The 16138-nt window shown below is 51.4% G+C and carries 15 protein-coding genes; 2 read left to right on the top strand and 13 right to left on the bottom strand.

All coding sequences use genetic code 11. The features are described from left to right. Positions 1-2: 2 nt before the first annotated feature. From gspK to gspE, 7 genes are read right to left on the bottom strand one after another with little or no spacing between them, the layout of a single operon-like run. Positions 3-1010, bottom strand: coding sequence for a type II secretion system minor pseudopilin GspK (gene gspK, locus KHS78_RS12480; RefSeq protein WP_211828800.1), 1008 nt, complete (start codon positions 1008-1010; stop codon positions 3-5). Continuing rightward, positions 1010-1708, bottom strand: coding sequence for a type II secretion system minor pseudopilin GspJ (gspJ, locus tag KHS78_RS12475; protein ID WP_211828799.1), 699 nt, complete (start codon positions 1706-1708; stop codon positions 1010-1012). The genes gspK and gspJ overlap by 1 nt, the downstream gene beginning before the upstream one ends. Beyond that, positions 1669-2052, bottom strand: a complete 384-nt coding sequence (gene gspI, locus KHS78_RS12470; RefSeq protein WP_211828798.1) for a type II secretion system minor pseudopilin GspI — start codon at positions 2050-2052, stop codon at positions 1669-1671. Before gspI ends, gspJ begins: the two co-directional genes overlap by 40 nt. A 40-nt stretch (positions 2053-2092) precedes the next feature. Then, on the bottom strand, positions 2093-2587 hold the full coding sequence (gene gspH / locus KHS78_RS12465) for a type II secretion system minor pseudopilin GspH (protein WP_211828797.1): 495 nt from the start codon (positions 2585-2587) through the stop codon (positions 2093-2095). A gap of 1 nt (position 2588) precedes the next feature. After that, positions 2589-3023, bottom strand: coding sequence for a type II secretion system major pseudopilin GspG (gene gspG, locus KHS78_RS12460; protein ID WP_211828901.1), 435 nt, complete (start codon positions 3021-3023; stop codon positions 2589-2591). Between the two features lie 24 nt (positions 3024-3047). After that, positions 3048-4268 carry a type II secretion system inner membrane protein GspF gene (gene gspF / locus KHS78_RS12455; protein ID WP_211828796.1) on the bottom strand — a complete coding sequence of 407 codons (1221 nt, stop codon included), beginning with the start codon at positions 4266-4268 and terminating at the stop codon, positions 3048-3050. A gap of 26 nt (positions 4269-4294) precedes the next feature. Beyond that, the gene (gene gspE, locus KHS78_RS12450) at positions 4295-5791 is read right to left on the bottom strand and encodes a type II secretion system ATPase GspE (RefSeq protein WP_211828900.1); all 1497 of its coding nucleotides are present in this window, start codon (positions 5789-5791) and stop codon (positions 4295-4297) included. Between the two features lie 368 nt (positions 5792-6159). Here gspE and KHS78_RS12445 point away from each other — a divergent pair, with 368 nt between their 5' ends. Beyond that, positions 6160-6795 carry a type II secretion system protein N gene (locus KHS78_RS12445; RefSeq protein WP_211828795.1) on the top strand — a complete coding sequence of 212 codons (636 nt, stop codon included), beginning with the start codon at positions 6160-6162 and terminating at the stop codon, positions 6793-6795. A 38-nt stretch (positions 6796-6833) separates the two neighbouring features. Beyond that, positions 6834-8831 carry a type II secretion system secretin GspD gene (gene gspD / locus KHS78_RS12440; RefSeq protein ID WP_211828794.1) on the top strand — a complete coding sequence of 666 codons (1998 nt, stop codon included), beginning with the start codon at positions 6834-6836 and terminating at the stop codon, positions 8829-8831. Positions 8832-8889: 58 nt separating this feature from the next. On the opposite strand, the gene KHS78_RS12435 is transcribed toward gspD, so the two are convergent. The 6 genes from KHS78_RS12435 to odhB all read right to left on the bottom strand — a co-directional run bounded on the left by KHS78_RS12435 (position 8890) and on the right by odhB (position 16137). Further along, positions 8890-9756 carry a prenyltransferase gene (locus tag KHS78_RS12435; protein ID WP_211828793.1) on the bottom strand — a complete coding sequence of 289 codons (867 nt, stop codon included), beginning with the start codon at positions 9754-9756 and terminating at the stop codon, positions 8890-8892. Between the two features lie 129 nt (positions 9757-9885). Next, positions 9886-11007: an alanine dehydrogenase gene (gene ald, locus KHS78_RS12430; RefSeq protein WP_211828792.1), complete on the bottom strand. Its 1122-nt coding sequence runs from the start codon at positions 11005-11007 to the stop codon at positions 9886-9888. Between the two features lie 172 nt (positions 11008-11179). Beyond that, on the bottom strand, positions 11180-12052 hold the full coding sequence (gene sucD, locus KHS78_RS12425; RefSeq protein WP_211828791.1) for a succinate--CoA ligase subunit alpha: 873 nt from the start codon (positions 12050-12052) through the stop codon (positions 11180-11182). Continuing rightward, on the bottom strand, positions 12049-13218 hold the full coding sequence (gene sucC / locus KHS78_RS12420) for an ADP-forming succinate--CoA ligase subunit beta (RefSeq protein ID WP_211828790.1): 1170 nt from the start codon (positions 13216-13218) through the stop codon (positions 12049-12051). The genes sucD and sucC overlap by 4 nt, the downstream gene beginning before the upstream one ends. Before the next feature lie 178 nt (positions 13219-13396). Further along, positions 13397-14836 carry a dihydrolipoyl dehydrogenase gene (lpdA, locus tag KHS78_RS12415; RefSeq protein WP_211828789.1) on the bottom strand — a complete coding sequence of 480 codons (1440 nt, stop codon included), beginning with the start codon at positions 14834-14836 and terminating at the stop codon, positions 13397-13399. A gap of 65 nt (positions 14837-14901) precedes the next feature. Next, on the bottom strand, positions 14902-16137 hold the full coding sequence (odhB, locus tag KHS78_RS12410; RefSeq protein WP_211828788.1) for a 2-oxoglutarate dehydrogenase complex dihydrolipoyllysine-residue succinyltransferase: 1236 nt from the start codon (positions 16135-16137) through the stop codon (positions 14902-14904). Position 16138: the final 1 nt, after the last annotated feature.

The raw sequence follows: 16138 nt of genomic DNA, 5'->3' as shown, positions 1-16138 counted from the left end.
AATCACCTCACCGACTCACGCAGGGCTGCAACCCACTTCGGGGACACATCCAGTTCTCGACCTATGACGGCCACTTTGCCTTCATCATCCCTGGCAAGCCGGGAATGGAGATAAAACGTCACATCGCGGTAAACCGCCTTGATATAGACGCTGAAGAAACGACTTTTCACATCAAGGTTCAGTTTTTTGATCACATTTTCGTCTACCTTCCCCTTAATGAGGGGATGCTTCTTGAAGGTATCGATATCAGCAAAACCATCACGCCCCCGTCCATCAATAAACGCTTTGGCATCCGATTCACTGAGCCGGTCAGACAGATTTTGGAAAACCGTGGCCGTCATCGTATTGGCATTCAAGCCTGCCTTGCTGTCCGGCAGTACCGTGACATGGGGCAACAACCGTGCATATTCATCAGGCGTTAATATCTGCAACAACTTCAATTCCGATACCGAAGCCATCAAGGTATCACCGGTTCTGTAGGGGGGAGACGCCGTCAGGTAGAGACTGTCTTCCGCACCACTGCCCGAGACCTCCTGCCCGGCATCAATCCAATCCCTGATACGATACGCCAGTCTTGGGTCGATTTTTTCGTAAGACAGAATCCTGACCAGTGTTTCCAGAATCTCCTTACTCTGCCCATCTGCCAGAAGGTTCAGGTTAAAGCGGCCCTGATCATCCAGTACCTGAATAGCAATCTCACCTTCGGCAACGTCAAAGCGGTCATTGGCATCAGCCCAGGGTTCAAACCAGTGGTCGACAGGCTTCCCCCCTTTTTTGTCATTTTTTTTATCTTCTTCTAACAATAACGCCACATAGTGTTCAGCACCAAGGGCGTAGTGCTTAGCCTGAACATACTGCAGATAGCGCGACTGCTTCTCCGTATTGTGATAAAGCCTTGTCCCAATACCTGCTGCCACAACGGCAATAATGGCAAAAATCAGGAGCACAAAAATCAATGCGACACCGGATTCACGGGTTCTTACACGACTATTCCCACCAGGCACCCTCATCAACCACTCCCCCCATTATTGGGTGATGGTGGCGTCTGCCCCGTTTGCAGTTGAGTTTCGTAACTGACACCCGGCAACTGCATTCTGATGTAACCATACTCAGGATGCTCAATGACGACTTCAACCAGCGCCGGCAATAGATAAGGACGCAGACTTTGTTTCTCTGATTGTGGTGGCCATGTTTTATGCCAGCGCTTCCGACTGTCACGAAAACGGAAGCGAATAGCATCCACATCCTCCATCAGCACCTGACGCTGGGGTTCCTGGGATATGCCTCGATCCAGTACCGGCCAATAGCGTCGAACCAACTGGCGGTCAGTCAGCTCATAGGACACCCGCTGCAGATCACTGCGTAGATCCCCGGTAATATTACGCCAACCCGAACGCGTGAATTCGAGCAATTTACCGTCCTGACCCGCCACCATGGCGGATTGACGCTGACCAAACTCATCTTTTATCGGACGAATCGCAAGCTGCAACAGGTCTTTTTCCAAAACCAGCCTGGCACGCTGCATAACGCCGATATTATCCCAAACGGCAATCGATGATTCCTGCATCTGGGTAACGGATTTCAGCAGGCGATAGCAGGCTGTGGCAATGAGCGCAAAAATGGCAATCGCTATCAACAACTCCAGTAATGTAAAACCGCCTGACCGCCTCAGCGAAGGGGCTTGTGCAGGAATCCGGTTAGACCCCATATTGCCTCCTTCTTGTTTTCAGGCAGCTGATTACCCGCAAAAACGGCCACTTCCACCCGGTAAAAGCCCGCTTTGTCGGTTTCAATCACATCACTCTGCACATACCAGTCCCGCCCTGACATCACCTGAGGTCCGCCGAAACTGCCGACCTGCAGGTTATCCGCATCTTGATAAAAGTGGTTGATCGCCTGATCCGCCAGCCAGTTAGCTACGACCCGATCCTGTATCTGTGCCGTTCGTTTCACGGCATTCCCGTCAGAGAGCAACAAGGCTGAGGCCGCCACGGCAAAGATGACCAGCGCAATCATGACCTCAAGCAGCGTGAATCCTGATGTGCGCCGCATCAACCGTTTTTTCCTTTTATCACCAAGCCCTGGTTCTTTCTCATGGCATTGACACCGCAGACAAACCATCAGATGACAGCTGAATGGTATGCTGTCGATCTATCTCGCTATACAGGTTCAGTTGAAACGGAGAAATCAAGCCGTCACTGAACATGACGATGAGTGGTTTCTGCTCGTTACCGGACAAATTCGACGGCACCGGTTCTATCACGTCCATCCGGATACGATTCGATAACTGATGCGGTCTGTAGTGTGCATCTTCATATTTTCGCCATGCCTCATCATCCCGTGACCAGCGCCACCAGTAATAACCGTCATCCGTGGCAGAAAGTCCATACTCCTGGCCATCGAGCAATGCACGATCCCGGGCCTGCTCCATTAACAGTTGTAACCGCTGAGACTCATCCTGCAAGACCTGTGCTGGTCCTGACGACCGGGGAGCGAGGAGTGTAACGCCCAGAATAATCCCGATGATCAATATGACCACCAGTATCTCAATCAGCGTAAAGCCCCTGTTTCTGGCCGCCTGATGCACACTATTCTTCCCAGTTACCTATTTCGGCATTAATGCCGTCGCCACCGACTCGGCCATCCGCTCCGAGTGAATAAACATCAAAGCTGCGGGCATTATGCGTACCAGGCACTTCATACTGGTAAGGATGCCCCCAGGGATCGACCGGCACCTTGGGCAGGTAACCATCCGGATTCCAGCGCCGTGGCTCCGGACTGCCGGAAGGCTCCTTCACCAGTGCATCCAGCCCCTGCTCGGTACTCGGATAAAAGCCATTATCCAGCCGGTACATTTCCAGGGCGCTGGCTATGGCATTGACGTCTGTCCGGGCCACCGTCGCCTTGGCCTGATCCGGCCGGCTCATAATCGTGGGCACGACCAGCGCCGCCAGAATACCCAGAATGACTACCACCACCATAATTTCTATGAGTGTAAAACCACCCTGCCGCCTGTCCTGCATCACTTCTCTACCTCCTGACACCGATTACCCAATCAATGTATTCATATTCAAAATTGGCAGCAAAATCGCCAATACTATTACCAGCACCACGCCGCCCATCACGACCAGCATCAGGGGCTCGAACAGTCCGACCAGCATGGCCATACGGTTTTCCAGCTCCATCTGCTGGTTGTCAGCCGTACGGTCCAGCATCACTTCCAGTTCACCGGTTGCCTCACCACTGGCAATCATATGCAACATCAGCGGTGGGAAATAGCCCGCCTCCTCCAATGCCCGGTGCAGGCTGCTCCCTTCACTGACCTTCCTTGCCACTGTTTTCACCGAGGCTTTCATGGCTTCATTACCCACCACTTGGGCCGCAATCATCAATGCATCCACCAGTGAGACACCGCTACGGGTCAAAATACTCAATGTTCCGGCAAACTGGGCAGTATTCAGCGCCCGGCTGAAACGCCCGATAACCGGCAAACCCATAAGCCGCCGATCCCAGCGCAACCGAACATCGGGCTTTGCCAGGGCATACCGCACGGCAAAAAACAGTAGCACGCCAGCACACGCCATCCACGGCCAATATTGTTGAAACCCCTCACTGACGGCAATTAACCCCCGGGTCACCAGGGGTAAAGCCTGCCCACTGTCGACAAAGACCTTGATCACATCCGGCACCACATAGCCCAGCAGGAAGCTGACGATAGCCACGCAGGCCAGCATCAGTATCACCGGATATAAGAGCGCGAGCTGGACCTTCTGGCGTGACTGCATGCGCTGCTCAGTATGATCAGCCAGCTGATTCAGGACCTTGTCCAGGTAACCCGCATGCTCACCGGCAGCGATAGTGGCACGGTACATATGCGGAAAATGATTGGGAAAAGCATCCATACTCTGGGCCAGGGTAAAACCTTCCAACACTCTTGAGCGGATGGCCAGCAACATGTTTTTCAGGCGCCGTTTTTCCTGCTGTGCAGCAACCGCTCTTAACGCTTCCTCAATCGGCATGGCCGCCTGGATCAAAGTGGCAAATTGACGCGTGATCAATGCCAGCTGCGAGGCCGACATACCTCGCCCAATACCCTGAAAACTCGCAGCACCTTGACGGGTTTTATGTTCTGCCACTGCATCAACCTGCAATGGTGTCCACTCCCGATCACGCAATACCTGCCTGACCTGGCGCTGACTATCCGCCTCAAGGGTACCCCGCTGCTGGGCGCCATTTTCATCCAGCGCCAGATATTCATACGCAGACATTATGTGCTTCCACGCCCTCCGGCCTGTTAATCCTGACGGGTAACCCTGAGTACTTCTTCAAGCGTGGTGACACCGGCCAGCACTTTTTCCCGGCCATCCGCCCGTATGCTGGGCAGCGTTCGACGCACATAATCATTAATCGTCTGCTCGCCGGCTTCGCGATGAATCATCCGCCGGACCTCATCATCAATAGAGACCACTTCATAAATACCCGTACGCCCCCGATAACCATTGTGTTTACACTCACTGCACCCCGTCGCATGGTAAAGCGTGGGCGGATTGGCAGGATCCACCTCCAGCTGATGGCATTCCACTTCATCTGCCACATACGGTTGACGGCAATGGGTACAGAGAATCCTGACCAACCGCTGCGCTATAACCCCTATCAAACTGGATGACAACAGGAACGGCTCAATACCCATATCGTGAAGACGTGTGATGGCGCCGATCGCGGTATTGGTATGCAGGGTGGAAAGGACCAGGTGGCCGGTCAGACTGGCCTGGACAGCAATTTCAGCCGTTTCCGTATCACGAATTTCCCCCACCATCACAACATCCGGATCCTGACGCAAAATAGCCCGCAGACCACGGGCAAACGTCATATCCACCTTGGTATTCACCTGGGTCTGACCAATACCTTCCAGGTTATATTCAATGGGGTCCTCTACCGTGAGAATATTACGGCAACTGTCATTAAGTGACGAAAGGCCCGCATAGAGCGATGTCGTTTTTCCAGATCCCGTCGGGCCGGTCACCAGAATAATGCCATGGGGCTGGGCCAACATTTGCTGTATCGTTGACATCACCGCCTGTCGCATACCCAGATGCTCCAGACGGAGGCGACCTGCCGCTTTATCCAACAGCCGGAGTACAACCCGCTCACCATTACTCGAAGGTAGCGTGGATACCCGGACATCAACTTCTTTACCCGCTACCCGTAGCGAAATTCGACCATCTTGAGGGATACGCTTTTCTGCAATATCCAGCCGCGCCATAACCTTGATTCGGGATACCAGCAGTGCCGCCAGATTCCGTTTGAGCGAGAGAATTTCCCGTAAAACACCATCCACACGGAATCGCGCCACCAAGCGGGATTCAAACGTTTCAATATGAATGTCAGAAGCGCCTTCCTTAATCGCTTCAGTCAAAAGCGCATTAATCAATTTAATGACGGGCGCATCGTCCGACTGTTCCAGGAGATCTTCTGTCTCAGGTACTGCATCCGCCAGGCTCACCAGGTCAGGGTCATCACCAATCCCGGCCACATGCTGCAGGGCATCCGAGCTGTTTTCGTGATAACAGCGGGACATCACGGCAGCAAAAGCATCCTGGTCCAGTTGACGGTACTGTAAAGGACTGCCACAGAAGCGGCGTACTTCAGCAAGCAGCTCGACCGATGGCACATTCAGCATGAGCAACACAGGTTGCCCGCTTTCCTCATCAAGCACCAGGTTGTGGCGTCGTGCAAAGGCGAAAGGCAGCATTCGCACCGATTCAGGGATAGCCAATGCACCGGACACCATTGACTCACGCCCCTGTGCGTCAGTGACAATCTGTCCCCTAACGGATTCCGATTGGCTTTGATTATTCAAGCGTGTAGCTCCTGATTTCCCCATTAATAATTATTGGACTGGTCAATCAGTATAACGTTCCTGACAGAGAGGGAACGATTTATTAGTCATAACGTCCAAGTAACAGACTATGAGCTATTATGCTTTGATTTCATACGATTTGCAGGTTTTTTGGTGATGATGCATTCCTCTTTCCATGAGGCGAAGTCCTCTGTGAGCCATTTGACGATTTTAAAAAAAATTGCTGTTATCATATTTAATAATAACTACATTAATAAGCTTAATTCCCTGCACTGTTCGTCCAGGATAATCATGACAACATGAACAACGAAGTGCTTGATAAATCTTTGAATTTGCTTGCGAAGCACCAGTCGAACATTATCCTGGCCCTGCTGACTGCAGGGATGCTTACTACGCTGACTGTGCAATCATTCAATCTCTATCACACCCTTCAGGGCAATCCTGAAGCCTCAGACATTTCATCAGAAGACAGTACTGCACAGAAATCATTCACTCTCGCCGATTTCAGCTTTTTGTTTGGTGAAGCCCAGGAGTCTGAGTCCCAACTCGCCACCCGGGAGCTCCCAAAGACTAGTCTGAACCTGACATTACGCGGGGCACTGGCAGGTGACACAACCACTGACTCCAGCGCTATCATTCAAGACGGCAACGGTCAGGATCGCTTTTATCGGATTGGGGATTCACTCCCCGGAGGCGCGGTTCTGGATCAGGTGCACCCTCACCACGTCGTCATACGCTACCAGGGCGCTTTGCAAAAGCTGGTCTTTCCGGAAATCACCCATGACAAGGGGCTGGGAACGGTGAGCTATCCGCAAACGCCCCCCATGCCCAAAGAGATACCCGGCCTGAGCGATCAATACCAGGAGAACGCCAGGGCCCTTGAAGATCGAATGGAACAGCTGCGCCAGCGTCTAGAGCAGGCTCAGGGGAATTAGCCTTAGCGAACAATAAATTGTACAGGTTGCCAATGAATATGTTTTCAACGGAGCGAGCAGGCATTAAACGCCTTGGGGCATTGACACTCACTCTGCTGTTCACCTGTTTTCCTGCGGTTGCAGAAGAGTCGGCGCTGCCCCATCAAGTGGTATCAAGCCAGGACGCTTCTGCCACGGAAAAGCACTGGACACTGAACCAGCAGAATGCCGATATCAGGGAATTCATCGCCCAGATCGCCAATATCACGGGTGATACCTTTGTTATTGATCCCCGCATTAAGGGTGGGAATACCGTTACGGTCATTTCATCCACCCCCATGGACAAGGACCAGATTTACGATATTTTTCTCGAGGTCCTGAGCGCCAATGGCTATGCAGTCATTCCGAAAGGTAATGCCAAGAGTATTATTCCCACCACCACGGCCAAAACCGCAGGCACCTCGCCGGACACTGCGACAAAGCCCGACAACGCCACTATGGTGACACGAGTCTTAGATCTGCACAGCGTCTCTGCGGTTGAAGTCATTCCCATCATCCGGCCTTTAATCGCGCAATACGGCCACGCCGCAGCGTCATCATCAGGCAACGCAGTGGTGATCAGCGATTTGGCCGACAACGTTGAGCGGATCACCCACTTGGTCAGGGATCTGGACGACGCCAGTGACAATGACTATGAAGTCATCAAGCTCAAACATGCCTGGGTCGGCGATGTCAGCAAAATCATTCAAGACACACTATCAAGCAACAAGGGACCTCTACCCAGTAGCCTTCAGGTTATTGCCGATGAGCGCAGTAACAGACTCGTTATCAAGGGCAATGCCAACAAGCGCGCACGGGTCAGAAAACTCGTTCACACATTAGACGAACAGGGAATCCGGACATCATCCACGCGGGTTATATTCCTCCGCCATGCCGACGCCAAGAATCTCGCCGAGATTCTCAGCGAAGCATCCCAGTCCATTAAAGAGGGAAATACGGGTTCCCAATCTAGCAGCAACAATTCAAGACCCTCCGGTGTACCGTCAGCCCCGACCAGCCAGGGCAGCAATTCACGGAGTAGCAATAAGGGCCTGGCCGGCAATATCTTCATCAAAGCTGATGAAACAACCAACGCCCTGGTTATGATCGCTGATCCAAACACGTTGAAAGAACTCGAAACGCTGGTGAGGCAGCTGGATGTTCGCAGGGCTCAAGTATTAATTGAAGCCGCCATTGTCGAAGTATCGGGTGACGTCAATGATGCACTGGGTATTCAATGGGGTATTGGTGGGAAAAACACCTATTCCAGCAATACAGCAAATCCTGTTTCCGTAGTCGGTGCCCCTTTACCCACTATTAGTATTGGTACCGTGGCATTAAGAAACAGTAATTTTGGTGTGCTGGTTAATGCTTTGAGCAGCCGAACCAAAACCAATTTGCTCTCCACGCCCAGTATGATAACGCTCGACAATGAAGAAGCTGAGTTCATCGTTGGACAAGAGGTGCCTTTCCAAACAGGGTCTTACACCACTGGCAGTGATTCAAGCACCAATCCATTCACGACGACAGAGAGAAAACCCGTTGGCCTGACACTAAAAGTCACACCTCACATCGGTGATGGAGAATCTTTACGATTAGAAATCGAACAGGAAATCTCCAATTTACTGGATAATTCATCCACTCTGACACAAAGTGGCGACCCCATTACCAGTCAGCGAAAAATTAAGGCCACGATTATCGTCGATGATGGCAATACCGTCATTCTGGGCGGCCTGCTACAAGACGATGTCCAGAAAGGCTCATCAAAAGTCCCCTTCCTGGGCGATATTCCCTTAATAGGCGGCTTATTTACCAACAGTACAGATAAACGCACCAAGAAAAACCTGATGCTTTTCATCAAACCCAGCATCATGAGAACGCCCGAGTCGCTGACAAACGTAACCAACCGGAAATACACAACCCTGAAGTTGATTCACGACGGTAAAGCCTCGTCTCCTGTTAGTGGCAGCATGCCAGATACAGCAGCCAAGCTGTTTGAATTGCGCCTGAAGAATTAACGTTCAAAAAGGTTTGGTCAGGAGCAGAGATTTACATTCTGCTCCTGACCGCATCCAACTACACAGCACACATCAACCCAAGACCAAACACCATAAAGACACGTCCCGTCATGGGAGGTAAACGTGACAAATCCTTTTGCCCGCTAAACAACAAGCGAAGTGGCCAATACAGGCAGAAAACCGATGGAAGAAGCCACATTGGCTCATTGATATAACGAGATGCAGCCAGCCATGCAACAACCGCAAAAAGCACAAGGAAAAGAATGAGGTAGAGTGAGCGGCCAACTACATACCCAAAACGCACGGTGAATGTGTTTATATGACGCCGACTGTCATCTTCCACATCCCGCAGCTCATTGGCCAAAAGTACCAGGCTCGACAAAATAGACAAAGGCAACGCCAACAACAAAACACGGAATGACCAATCACCACTGACGGCCATATAGGCACCTTCCACCATCAGCAGCCCCGTAAAAACAAAGACAGCAACCAACCCAAGGCCCCGTTCTTTAAGATTGACCGGCTCAGCCGTATAAAAGTACCCGCCAGCCACACCGAGCAGACCAATCAATAGAAGCAACCATCCCGTATGACTCACTAAATAAAGCCCGAGCAAACAAGCCACAATAGCAATAACCATGGCACACAGTGCATTCATGCGGATCTGATGTATGACACTTTTAGCTAACGTGGTTGTTTGGCGCCGCCAAAAACCAAGATCGGCATAATCATTAAACAGATTCGTGGCGGCCTGTAACAGCACACCTGCAACCATCACTAAAACGGCTCGTAGAAAGTGCCCTTCACCCGACTGATAGGCGAGGGTAACGCCAAGACCGCAAGTCATCAGCGCCACACTAAAAGAGAAAGGTCTTAATGCCCTAAAAAAACGATACTTCTGCGGAAAGTCAATGGCTTGCTGCATGCCTGTCAACCTGTTATCAACCCGGTGGCGAAGCATAGAGGATTCACAGGTATTGAGCTATTCGTTAAGAGACCTATAAAAAAAACGCAGGCGTTTATAGCCTGCGGTTTTTTTATCCAATGTACTGCTTCAGAGTTCTTTCAGCATATCTTCCGGGCTTTGATAATCAAGGTTCTGCGCTTCAGCTACGCTCTCGCAGGTCACAATACCCTTGCAAACATTTAAACCATTGAGCAGATGTCGATTCTCTTCCATCGCTTTTCGGGGCCCTTTGTCTGCCAGCTGCAGCACGAACGGAATCGTCGCGTTATTCAGCGCAATGGTAGACGTACGCGCAACTGCACCGGGCATATTAGCGACACAGTAATGAACCACATCATCAACAACATAGGTGGGCTCTGCATGCGTCGTGGCATGAGAGGTTTCGCAGCATCCTCCCTGATCTATCGCCACGTCAACGATGGCGGCGCCAGGCTTCATGGAACTAATCATCTCACGTGTAATCAGTTTAGGTGCTGCTGCCCCGGGGATCAGCACACCACCTACCACAAGATCGGCCTCAGCCACATACTCCTCAATCGCCTGAGAGGTAGAGAAAACAGTCTTGATACGATTACCAAACTGCTGATCTAACCGTCTGAGCACATCCAGTGAACGGTCAAGCACGGTAACATTAGCACCCATACCCACCGCCATCAGAGTGGCGTTATACCCAACAACACCGCCCCCGATCACAACAACATTCGCAGGCTCAACCCCCGGCACCCCCCCCATCAAAACACCACGACCACCCATCGCCTTTTCGAGGCAATGTGCGCCAGCCTGGATAGACATCCGACCCGCCACTTCAGACATCGGCGCCAACAGCGGCAAACGACCAGCATCGTCTGTCACAGTTTCATAGGCAATACAGGTAGCGCCAGAAGCGATCAAGTCATTGGTCTGAGGGACATCGGGTGCCAAGTGTAAATAGGTGAACAGTGTCTGTTCAGGTCGTAGCATCTTGCGTTCAATCGCCTGAGGCTCCTTGACCTTGACAATCATTTCAGCCCGGGCAAACACTTCCTCTGCGGTAGAGACTATCTCAGCGCCTGCCGCTATATAGGCATCGTTGTCGAAACCAATGGCGGCGCCCGCATTATTCTCAACAATAACAGAATGCCCTCTTCCTACCAGCTCTTTGACAGCAGCAGGAATCAAACCGACGCGATACTCATGATTCTTGATTTCAGCGGGTACACCTACCAGCATGTTCCACTCCTTTCTTGTTTTATCCCAGTTCTTAAAACTAAGTATAATCACCTAAGACAAATTATTGTCACTGTATTTATAGTGTTAGACAGCATTTTTCACTATTTTGTTATTTATTTTAGAAATAAAAAAGGGCGCCTATATAGCGCCCTTTTTTTAAAGCTTTTTGTTTTTACCAACCGGTAATTTCTTTCAAGGCCTTACCGATATCAGCAAGGCTCCGAACGGTCTTGACTCCGGCATCGTTCAAAGCTGCAAATTTCTCATCGGCAGTGCCCTTGCCACCCGAGATAATCGCACCAGCATGTCCCATACGCTTTCCTGGTGGCGCTGTAACACCGGCAATATAAGAAACAACAGGCTTGCTCACATGATCCTTGATATAAGCTGCCGCTTCTTCTTCTGCAGTACCACCAATCTCGCCAATCATAACAATGGCTTCTGTACTGTCATCAGCTTCGAAGAGGGCAAGAATATCAATGAAGTTTGAACCCGGAATGGGGTCACCACCAATACCGACACAGGTTGACTGACCAAAACCATAGTCTGTTGTCTGCTTGACCGCCTCATAGGTCAGTGTGCCGGAACGGGACACTATACCCACTTTACCGGGCTTATGAATGTGCCCTGGCATGATACCGATCTTGCACTCACCCGGCGTAATGACGCCCGGGCAATTGGGACCAACCAACCTGACACCCAGTTCATCACACTTAATTTTGCATTCCAGCATATCCAGTGTCGGGATGCCTTCTGTAATGCAAACGATCAGCTGAATCCCTGCATCTGCAGCTTCCAGTATTGAGTCTTTACAGAATGGAGCCGGCACATAAATAACGGACGCTTCTGCACCGGTTTGTTCCACGGCTTCACGCACCGTATCAAAGACCGGTAATCCCAGGTGTGTCTGACCGCCTTTACCTGGCGTGACACCACCCACCATCCGCGTACCGTAATCGATGGCCTGTTCGGAGTGGAATGTTCCCTGGGAACCTGTGAAGCCCTGACAGATGACGCGGGTCTCTTTATTGATGAGAATGCTCATTTGCCACCCTCCGCAGCTTTGACCACCTGCTCAGCAGCTTCTGTGAGACTGCTTGCTGCAATGATATCAAGACCACTGTCTGCCAGTGTCTTGGCGCCCAGTTCTGCGTTATTGCCTTCAAGCCGAACAACAACCGGCACATTCACACCCACTTCCTTTACTGCGCCAATGATACCTTCAGCAATCAGGTCACAACGCACGATACCGCCAAAAATATTAACCAGTACGGCCTTCACACTGTCATCTGACAAAATAATCTTGAAGGCTTCAGAGACCCGCTCTTTAGTTGCACCACCGCCAACATCCAGGAAATTCGCCGGCTGTCCACCGTGCAGCTTGATGATATCCATGGTCCCCATGGCAAGGCCTGCACCGTTCACCATGCAGCCGATATTGCCATCAAGTGCAACATAGTTAAGTTCCCATTGGGCAGCATGCGCTTCACGAGGGTCATCCTGAGAGGGGTCATGCATCGATTTCAGCTTTGGCTGACGGTAGAGTGCATTACTGTCGATATTGATTTTTCCATCCAGGCAAAGCAGGTCCCCGGCTTCGGTAATCACCAGCGGGTTAATCTCAAGCAATGCCAGGTCATAGTCCGTGAACAGTTTCGCTAGCCCCAGAAAAATCTTGGTAAATTGTTTCACCTGAGCCGCATTCAAGCCCAACTTGAACGCTAACTCCCGCGCCTGATAAGGCTGTGCTCCCGTGAGAGGATCAATAGTCGCTTTGAGGATTTTTTCAGGCGTTTCTTCTGCAACTTTCTCGATCTCAACGCCACCTTCCGTGGAAGCCATAAAGACCACACGACGTGTTGAACGATCGATGACTGCACCAAGATATAACTCATTGGCAATGGCAGTACAGGATTCCACCAGAATACAACTGACCGGCTGCCCCCGCTCATCCGTTTGATAGGTCACCAGTCGGTTGCCCAGCCATTGCTCAGCAAAAGCACGAATTTCATCCTTACTTTTAACTAATTTGACACCACCGGCCTTGCCACGCCCCCCAGCGTGGACTTGCGCCTTCACCACCCAGTGATCTCCACCGACTTTATCCGCCGCTGCAACCGCTTCCTCAGGAGTTTTGCAGGCAAAACCCACGGATACGGGCAGACCATACTCCTTGAAGAGCTGCTTGGCCTGGTATTCGTGCAAGTTCATGCTATTGACCCTTCCCTCATCTCAGATGATTCGGTTTTTTATTACTCTTTATGGCAGGCCCTGGAAGCCCTACCCTTTGACTTCTGGAACAAATAAACACGCTGGCTATTCTTGTTTTTGAGCTGGCGGGCTAAAAAGCCCGCCATCGTTCGATCAGGTGAGAGTCTCACCCTGCAGATTATTTACGCTTGCGGTTAGCAATATGAATGGCATGTCCATCAACAGCCAGCGCAGCTTCATGAAGCGCCTCACTCACCGTCGGATGCGAAAACATGGTCAATGCCAGATCCTCGGAGCTGGCGGCGAATTCCATCGCAATAGCGCCCTGCTGTACCAGTTCGGCGGCAGCGGGACCAATCACATGGACTCCCAGGATACGATCTGTCTTCTTGTCAGCAATCACCTTGACCATACCATCGGTATCGTTAGATGCCATGGCTCGACCGCTGGCAGCAAACGGGAATGTACCCACTTTGTATTCCTCAGCACCAGCCTTGACCTCTTCTTCCGTTTTACCCACCCATGCAATCTCAGGATGGGTATAAATCACGGACGGCACGAGATCATAATTGACCTGTGCAGGCTGGCCGGCAATGAGCTCAGCGACCATCACCCCTTCTTCGGATCCTTTGTGCGCAAGCATCGGGCCACGAACAACATCACCGACAGCAAAGACACCTGGTACATCAGTCCGGCACTGCTCATCAACAAAGATGAAACCACGCTCATCCAGATTCACACCGGAATCAGGTGCAATCAGGTTTTCAGTCAATGGGCGACGACCAACGGCAACAATCAGCTTGTCGAAAACCTGTGAATGCTCTTCGCCATTCTGGTCGATATATTTGACAGTGACTTCATTACCATTCACGTCAGAGCCAGTGACACGAGCGCCCAAACGGATATCCAGCCCCTGCTTTTTAAAGATCTTGGCTGCATCCTTGGCAATCTGCTGATCTGCAGTTGCAAGGAAACGATCCTGAGCTTCCAGCACTACCACTTCGGCACCCAGACGCGCCCAGACACTACCTAGTTCAAGGCCAATCACACCCGCACCGATAACGCCCAAACGGGCAGGCACCTGCTGGAATTCCAGCGCCCCCGTAGAATCAACAATGATGTCAGCATTCAGCGGTGTGGGAGGAATTTCCACGGGTACTGAACCTGTTGCAATGACAACATTTTCGGTATCCACAACCTGGCTGGAACCATCAGCGGCAGTCACATTAACCTGCTTACCTGACAGTACGGTACCGGTTCCCTGAATCAGAGTAACCCCATTGGCCTTAAACAGGCCGCCTACGCCCTGGGTCAGATTGCCAACGATCTTGTCCTTGCGCTTAATCATGGCAGGAACATCAATACCGACCTCACCGGTCGTAATACCATGAACATCGAAGTGCTTTTTAGCTTCGTAATATTTGTAGGAGCTGTCGAGCAGCGCCTTGGAGGGAATACAACCAACATTCAGGCAAGTACCGCCCAGTTTGGCTTTTCCCTTTTCGTCTACCCACTTTTCGATACAGGCCGTTTTCAGGCCCAGCTGGGCTGCACGGATGGCACAGACATAACCTGCAGGTCCTGAGCCTATTACCACCACGTCGTATTTTTCAGCCATATCGCTTTCCCGGATTCAAAACAATTATCTGGGGACAGTACAAGCCGCCCCCTGTCGAAAACAAATCAGACATCCAGCAGCATGCGTGCAGGATCTTCCAACAATTCCTTCACTGTGACCAGGAAGCGTACCGCTTCCTTGCCGTCCAGCAAACGGTGATCATAGGAAAGCGCAAGATACATCATGGGCAGCACAACCACCTCACCATTGACCGCCATCGGGCGCTCCTGAATCTTGTGCATTCCGAGTATCGCCGATTGTGGCGGATTCAGAATCGGTGTTGAAAGCAGTGATCCAAATACACCACCGTTGGATATCGTGAAGGTTCCCCCCGTCATCTCCTCAATGGAGAGTTTCCCTTCCTTGGCTTTTTCACCGAATTCCCTGATTGTTAATTCAACCTCAGCGAGACTCATATCCTCAGCATTGCGAAGCACGGGCACTACCAGCCCGCGATCACTGGATACGGCAACACCAACATCCTGATAACCATGATAAACGATATCATTCCCATCTATAGACGCATTTGCCACAGGATAACGCTTCAACGCTTCTACACAGGCTTTCACGAAAAAGGACATGAAACCCATTTTGACATTGTGCCGTTTTTCAAAGAGATCCTTGTATTCGCGACGCAGATCCATGATCGGCTTCATGTTCACTTCATTAAACGTGGTCAACATCGCTGCTGATTGCTGCGCCTCAACCAGACGCTCAGCAATACGGGCTCTCAAACGGGTCATCGGGACACGTTTTTCGACACGATCACCACCAAAAACAGGCGCAATGGCTTCAGGCGCAGGCGCCTTGGCAACACTCGCGGCAGGCGCATTGCTCACGGGCTTGGCGGCACCGGCACCGGATTCAACATAGTTGAGCACATCTTCTTTGGTGACGCGCCCGCCCTTTCCAGTACCTGCCACTGCACCATGATCAATACCATGTTCGTCAGCCATGCGTCGGGCTGCAGGGCTCAGAGGCGCGGCTCCGTCAGACTGAACCGCCGCCGATTGCGTCGCAGCGACTGCCACATCTACTGTCGCAGGCTGAACAACACCACCTTCGCCTTCTTCAAAGATTCCGATCAACTCTTGACTGAGAACCGTATCCCCCTCTGCCTTAATCACCTCTTTGAGGATGCCATCAGCGGGAGCTACGATTTCGAGGACAACCTTATCGGTCTCAATATCTGCAAGCAGTTCATCGCGGGCGCAGGCCTCACCCGGCTGCTTATGCCAACTGGCAACAGTACCGTCAGCCACAGATTCCGGAAAGGTAGGTGCTTTGATTTCAATGGCCATG

This window comes from Kistimonas asteriae (genome assembly GCF_018263925.1).
Classification (GTDB): Bacteria; Pseudomonadota; Gammaproteobacteria; order Pseudomonadales; family Endozoicomonadaceae; genus Kistimonas; species Kistimonas asteriae.
The sequence above is the reverse complement of the archived record's forward strand: the minus strand, read 5'-3'. Positions and strand labels throughout refer to the sequence as shown.

Coding starts and splice junctions, on each gene's coding strand:
- lpdA (WP_211828789.1), bottom strand. CDS start 14,836: ATGGCTGAAAAATACGACGTGGTGGTAATAGGCTCAGGACCTGCAGGT.
- ald (WP_211828792.1), bottom strand. CDS start 11,007: ATGCTGGTAGGTGTACCCGCTGAAATCAAGAATCATGAGTATCGCGTC.
- KHS78_RS12435 (WP_211828793.1), bottom strand. CDS start 9,756: ATGCAGCAAGCCATTGACTTTCCGCAGAAGTATCGTTTTTTTAGGGCA.
- KHS78_RS12445 (WP_211828795.1), top strand. CDS start 6,160: ATGAACAACGAAGTGCTTGATAAATCTTTGAATTTGCTTGCGAAGCAC.
- sucD (WP_211828791.1), bottom strand. CDS start 12,052: ATGAGCATTCTCATCAATAAAGAGACCCGCGTCATCTGTCAGGGCTTC.
- gspI (WP_211828798.1), bottom strand. CDS start 2,052: ATGCGGCGCACATCAGGATTCACGCTGCTTGAGGTCATGATTGCGCTG.
- sucC (WP_211828790.1), bottom strand. CDS start 13,218: ATGAACTTGCACGAATACCAGGCCAAGCAGCTCTTCAAGGAGTATGGT.
- odhB (WP_211828788.1), bottom strand. CDS start 16,137: ATGGCCATTGAAATCAAAGCACCTACCTTTCCGGAATCTGTGGCTGAC.
- gspG (WP_211828901.1), bottom strand. CDS start 3,023: ATGCAGGACAGGCGGCAGGGTGGTTTTACACTCATAGAAATTATGGTG.
- gspE (WP_211828900.1), bottom strand. CDS start 5,791: ATGGTGTCCGGTGCATTGGCTATCCCTGAATCGGTGCGAATGCTGCCT.
- gspD (WP_211828794.1), top strand. CDS start 6,834: ATGTTTTCAACGGAGCGAGCAGGCATTAAACGCCTTGGGGCATTGACA.
- gspF (WP_211828796.1), bottom strand. CDS start 4,268: ATGTCTGCGTATGAATATCTGGCGCTGGATGAAAATGGCGCCCAGCAG.
- gspJ (WP_211828799.1), bottom strand. CDS start 1,708: ATGGGGTCTAACCGGATTCCTGCACAAGCCCCTTCGCTGAGGCGGTCA.
- gspK (WP_211828800.1), bottom strand. CDS start 1,010: ATGAGGGTGCCTGGTGGGAATAGTCGTGTAAGAACCCGTGAATCCGGT.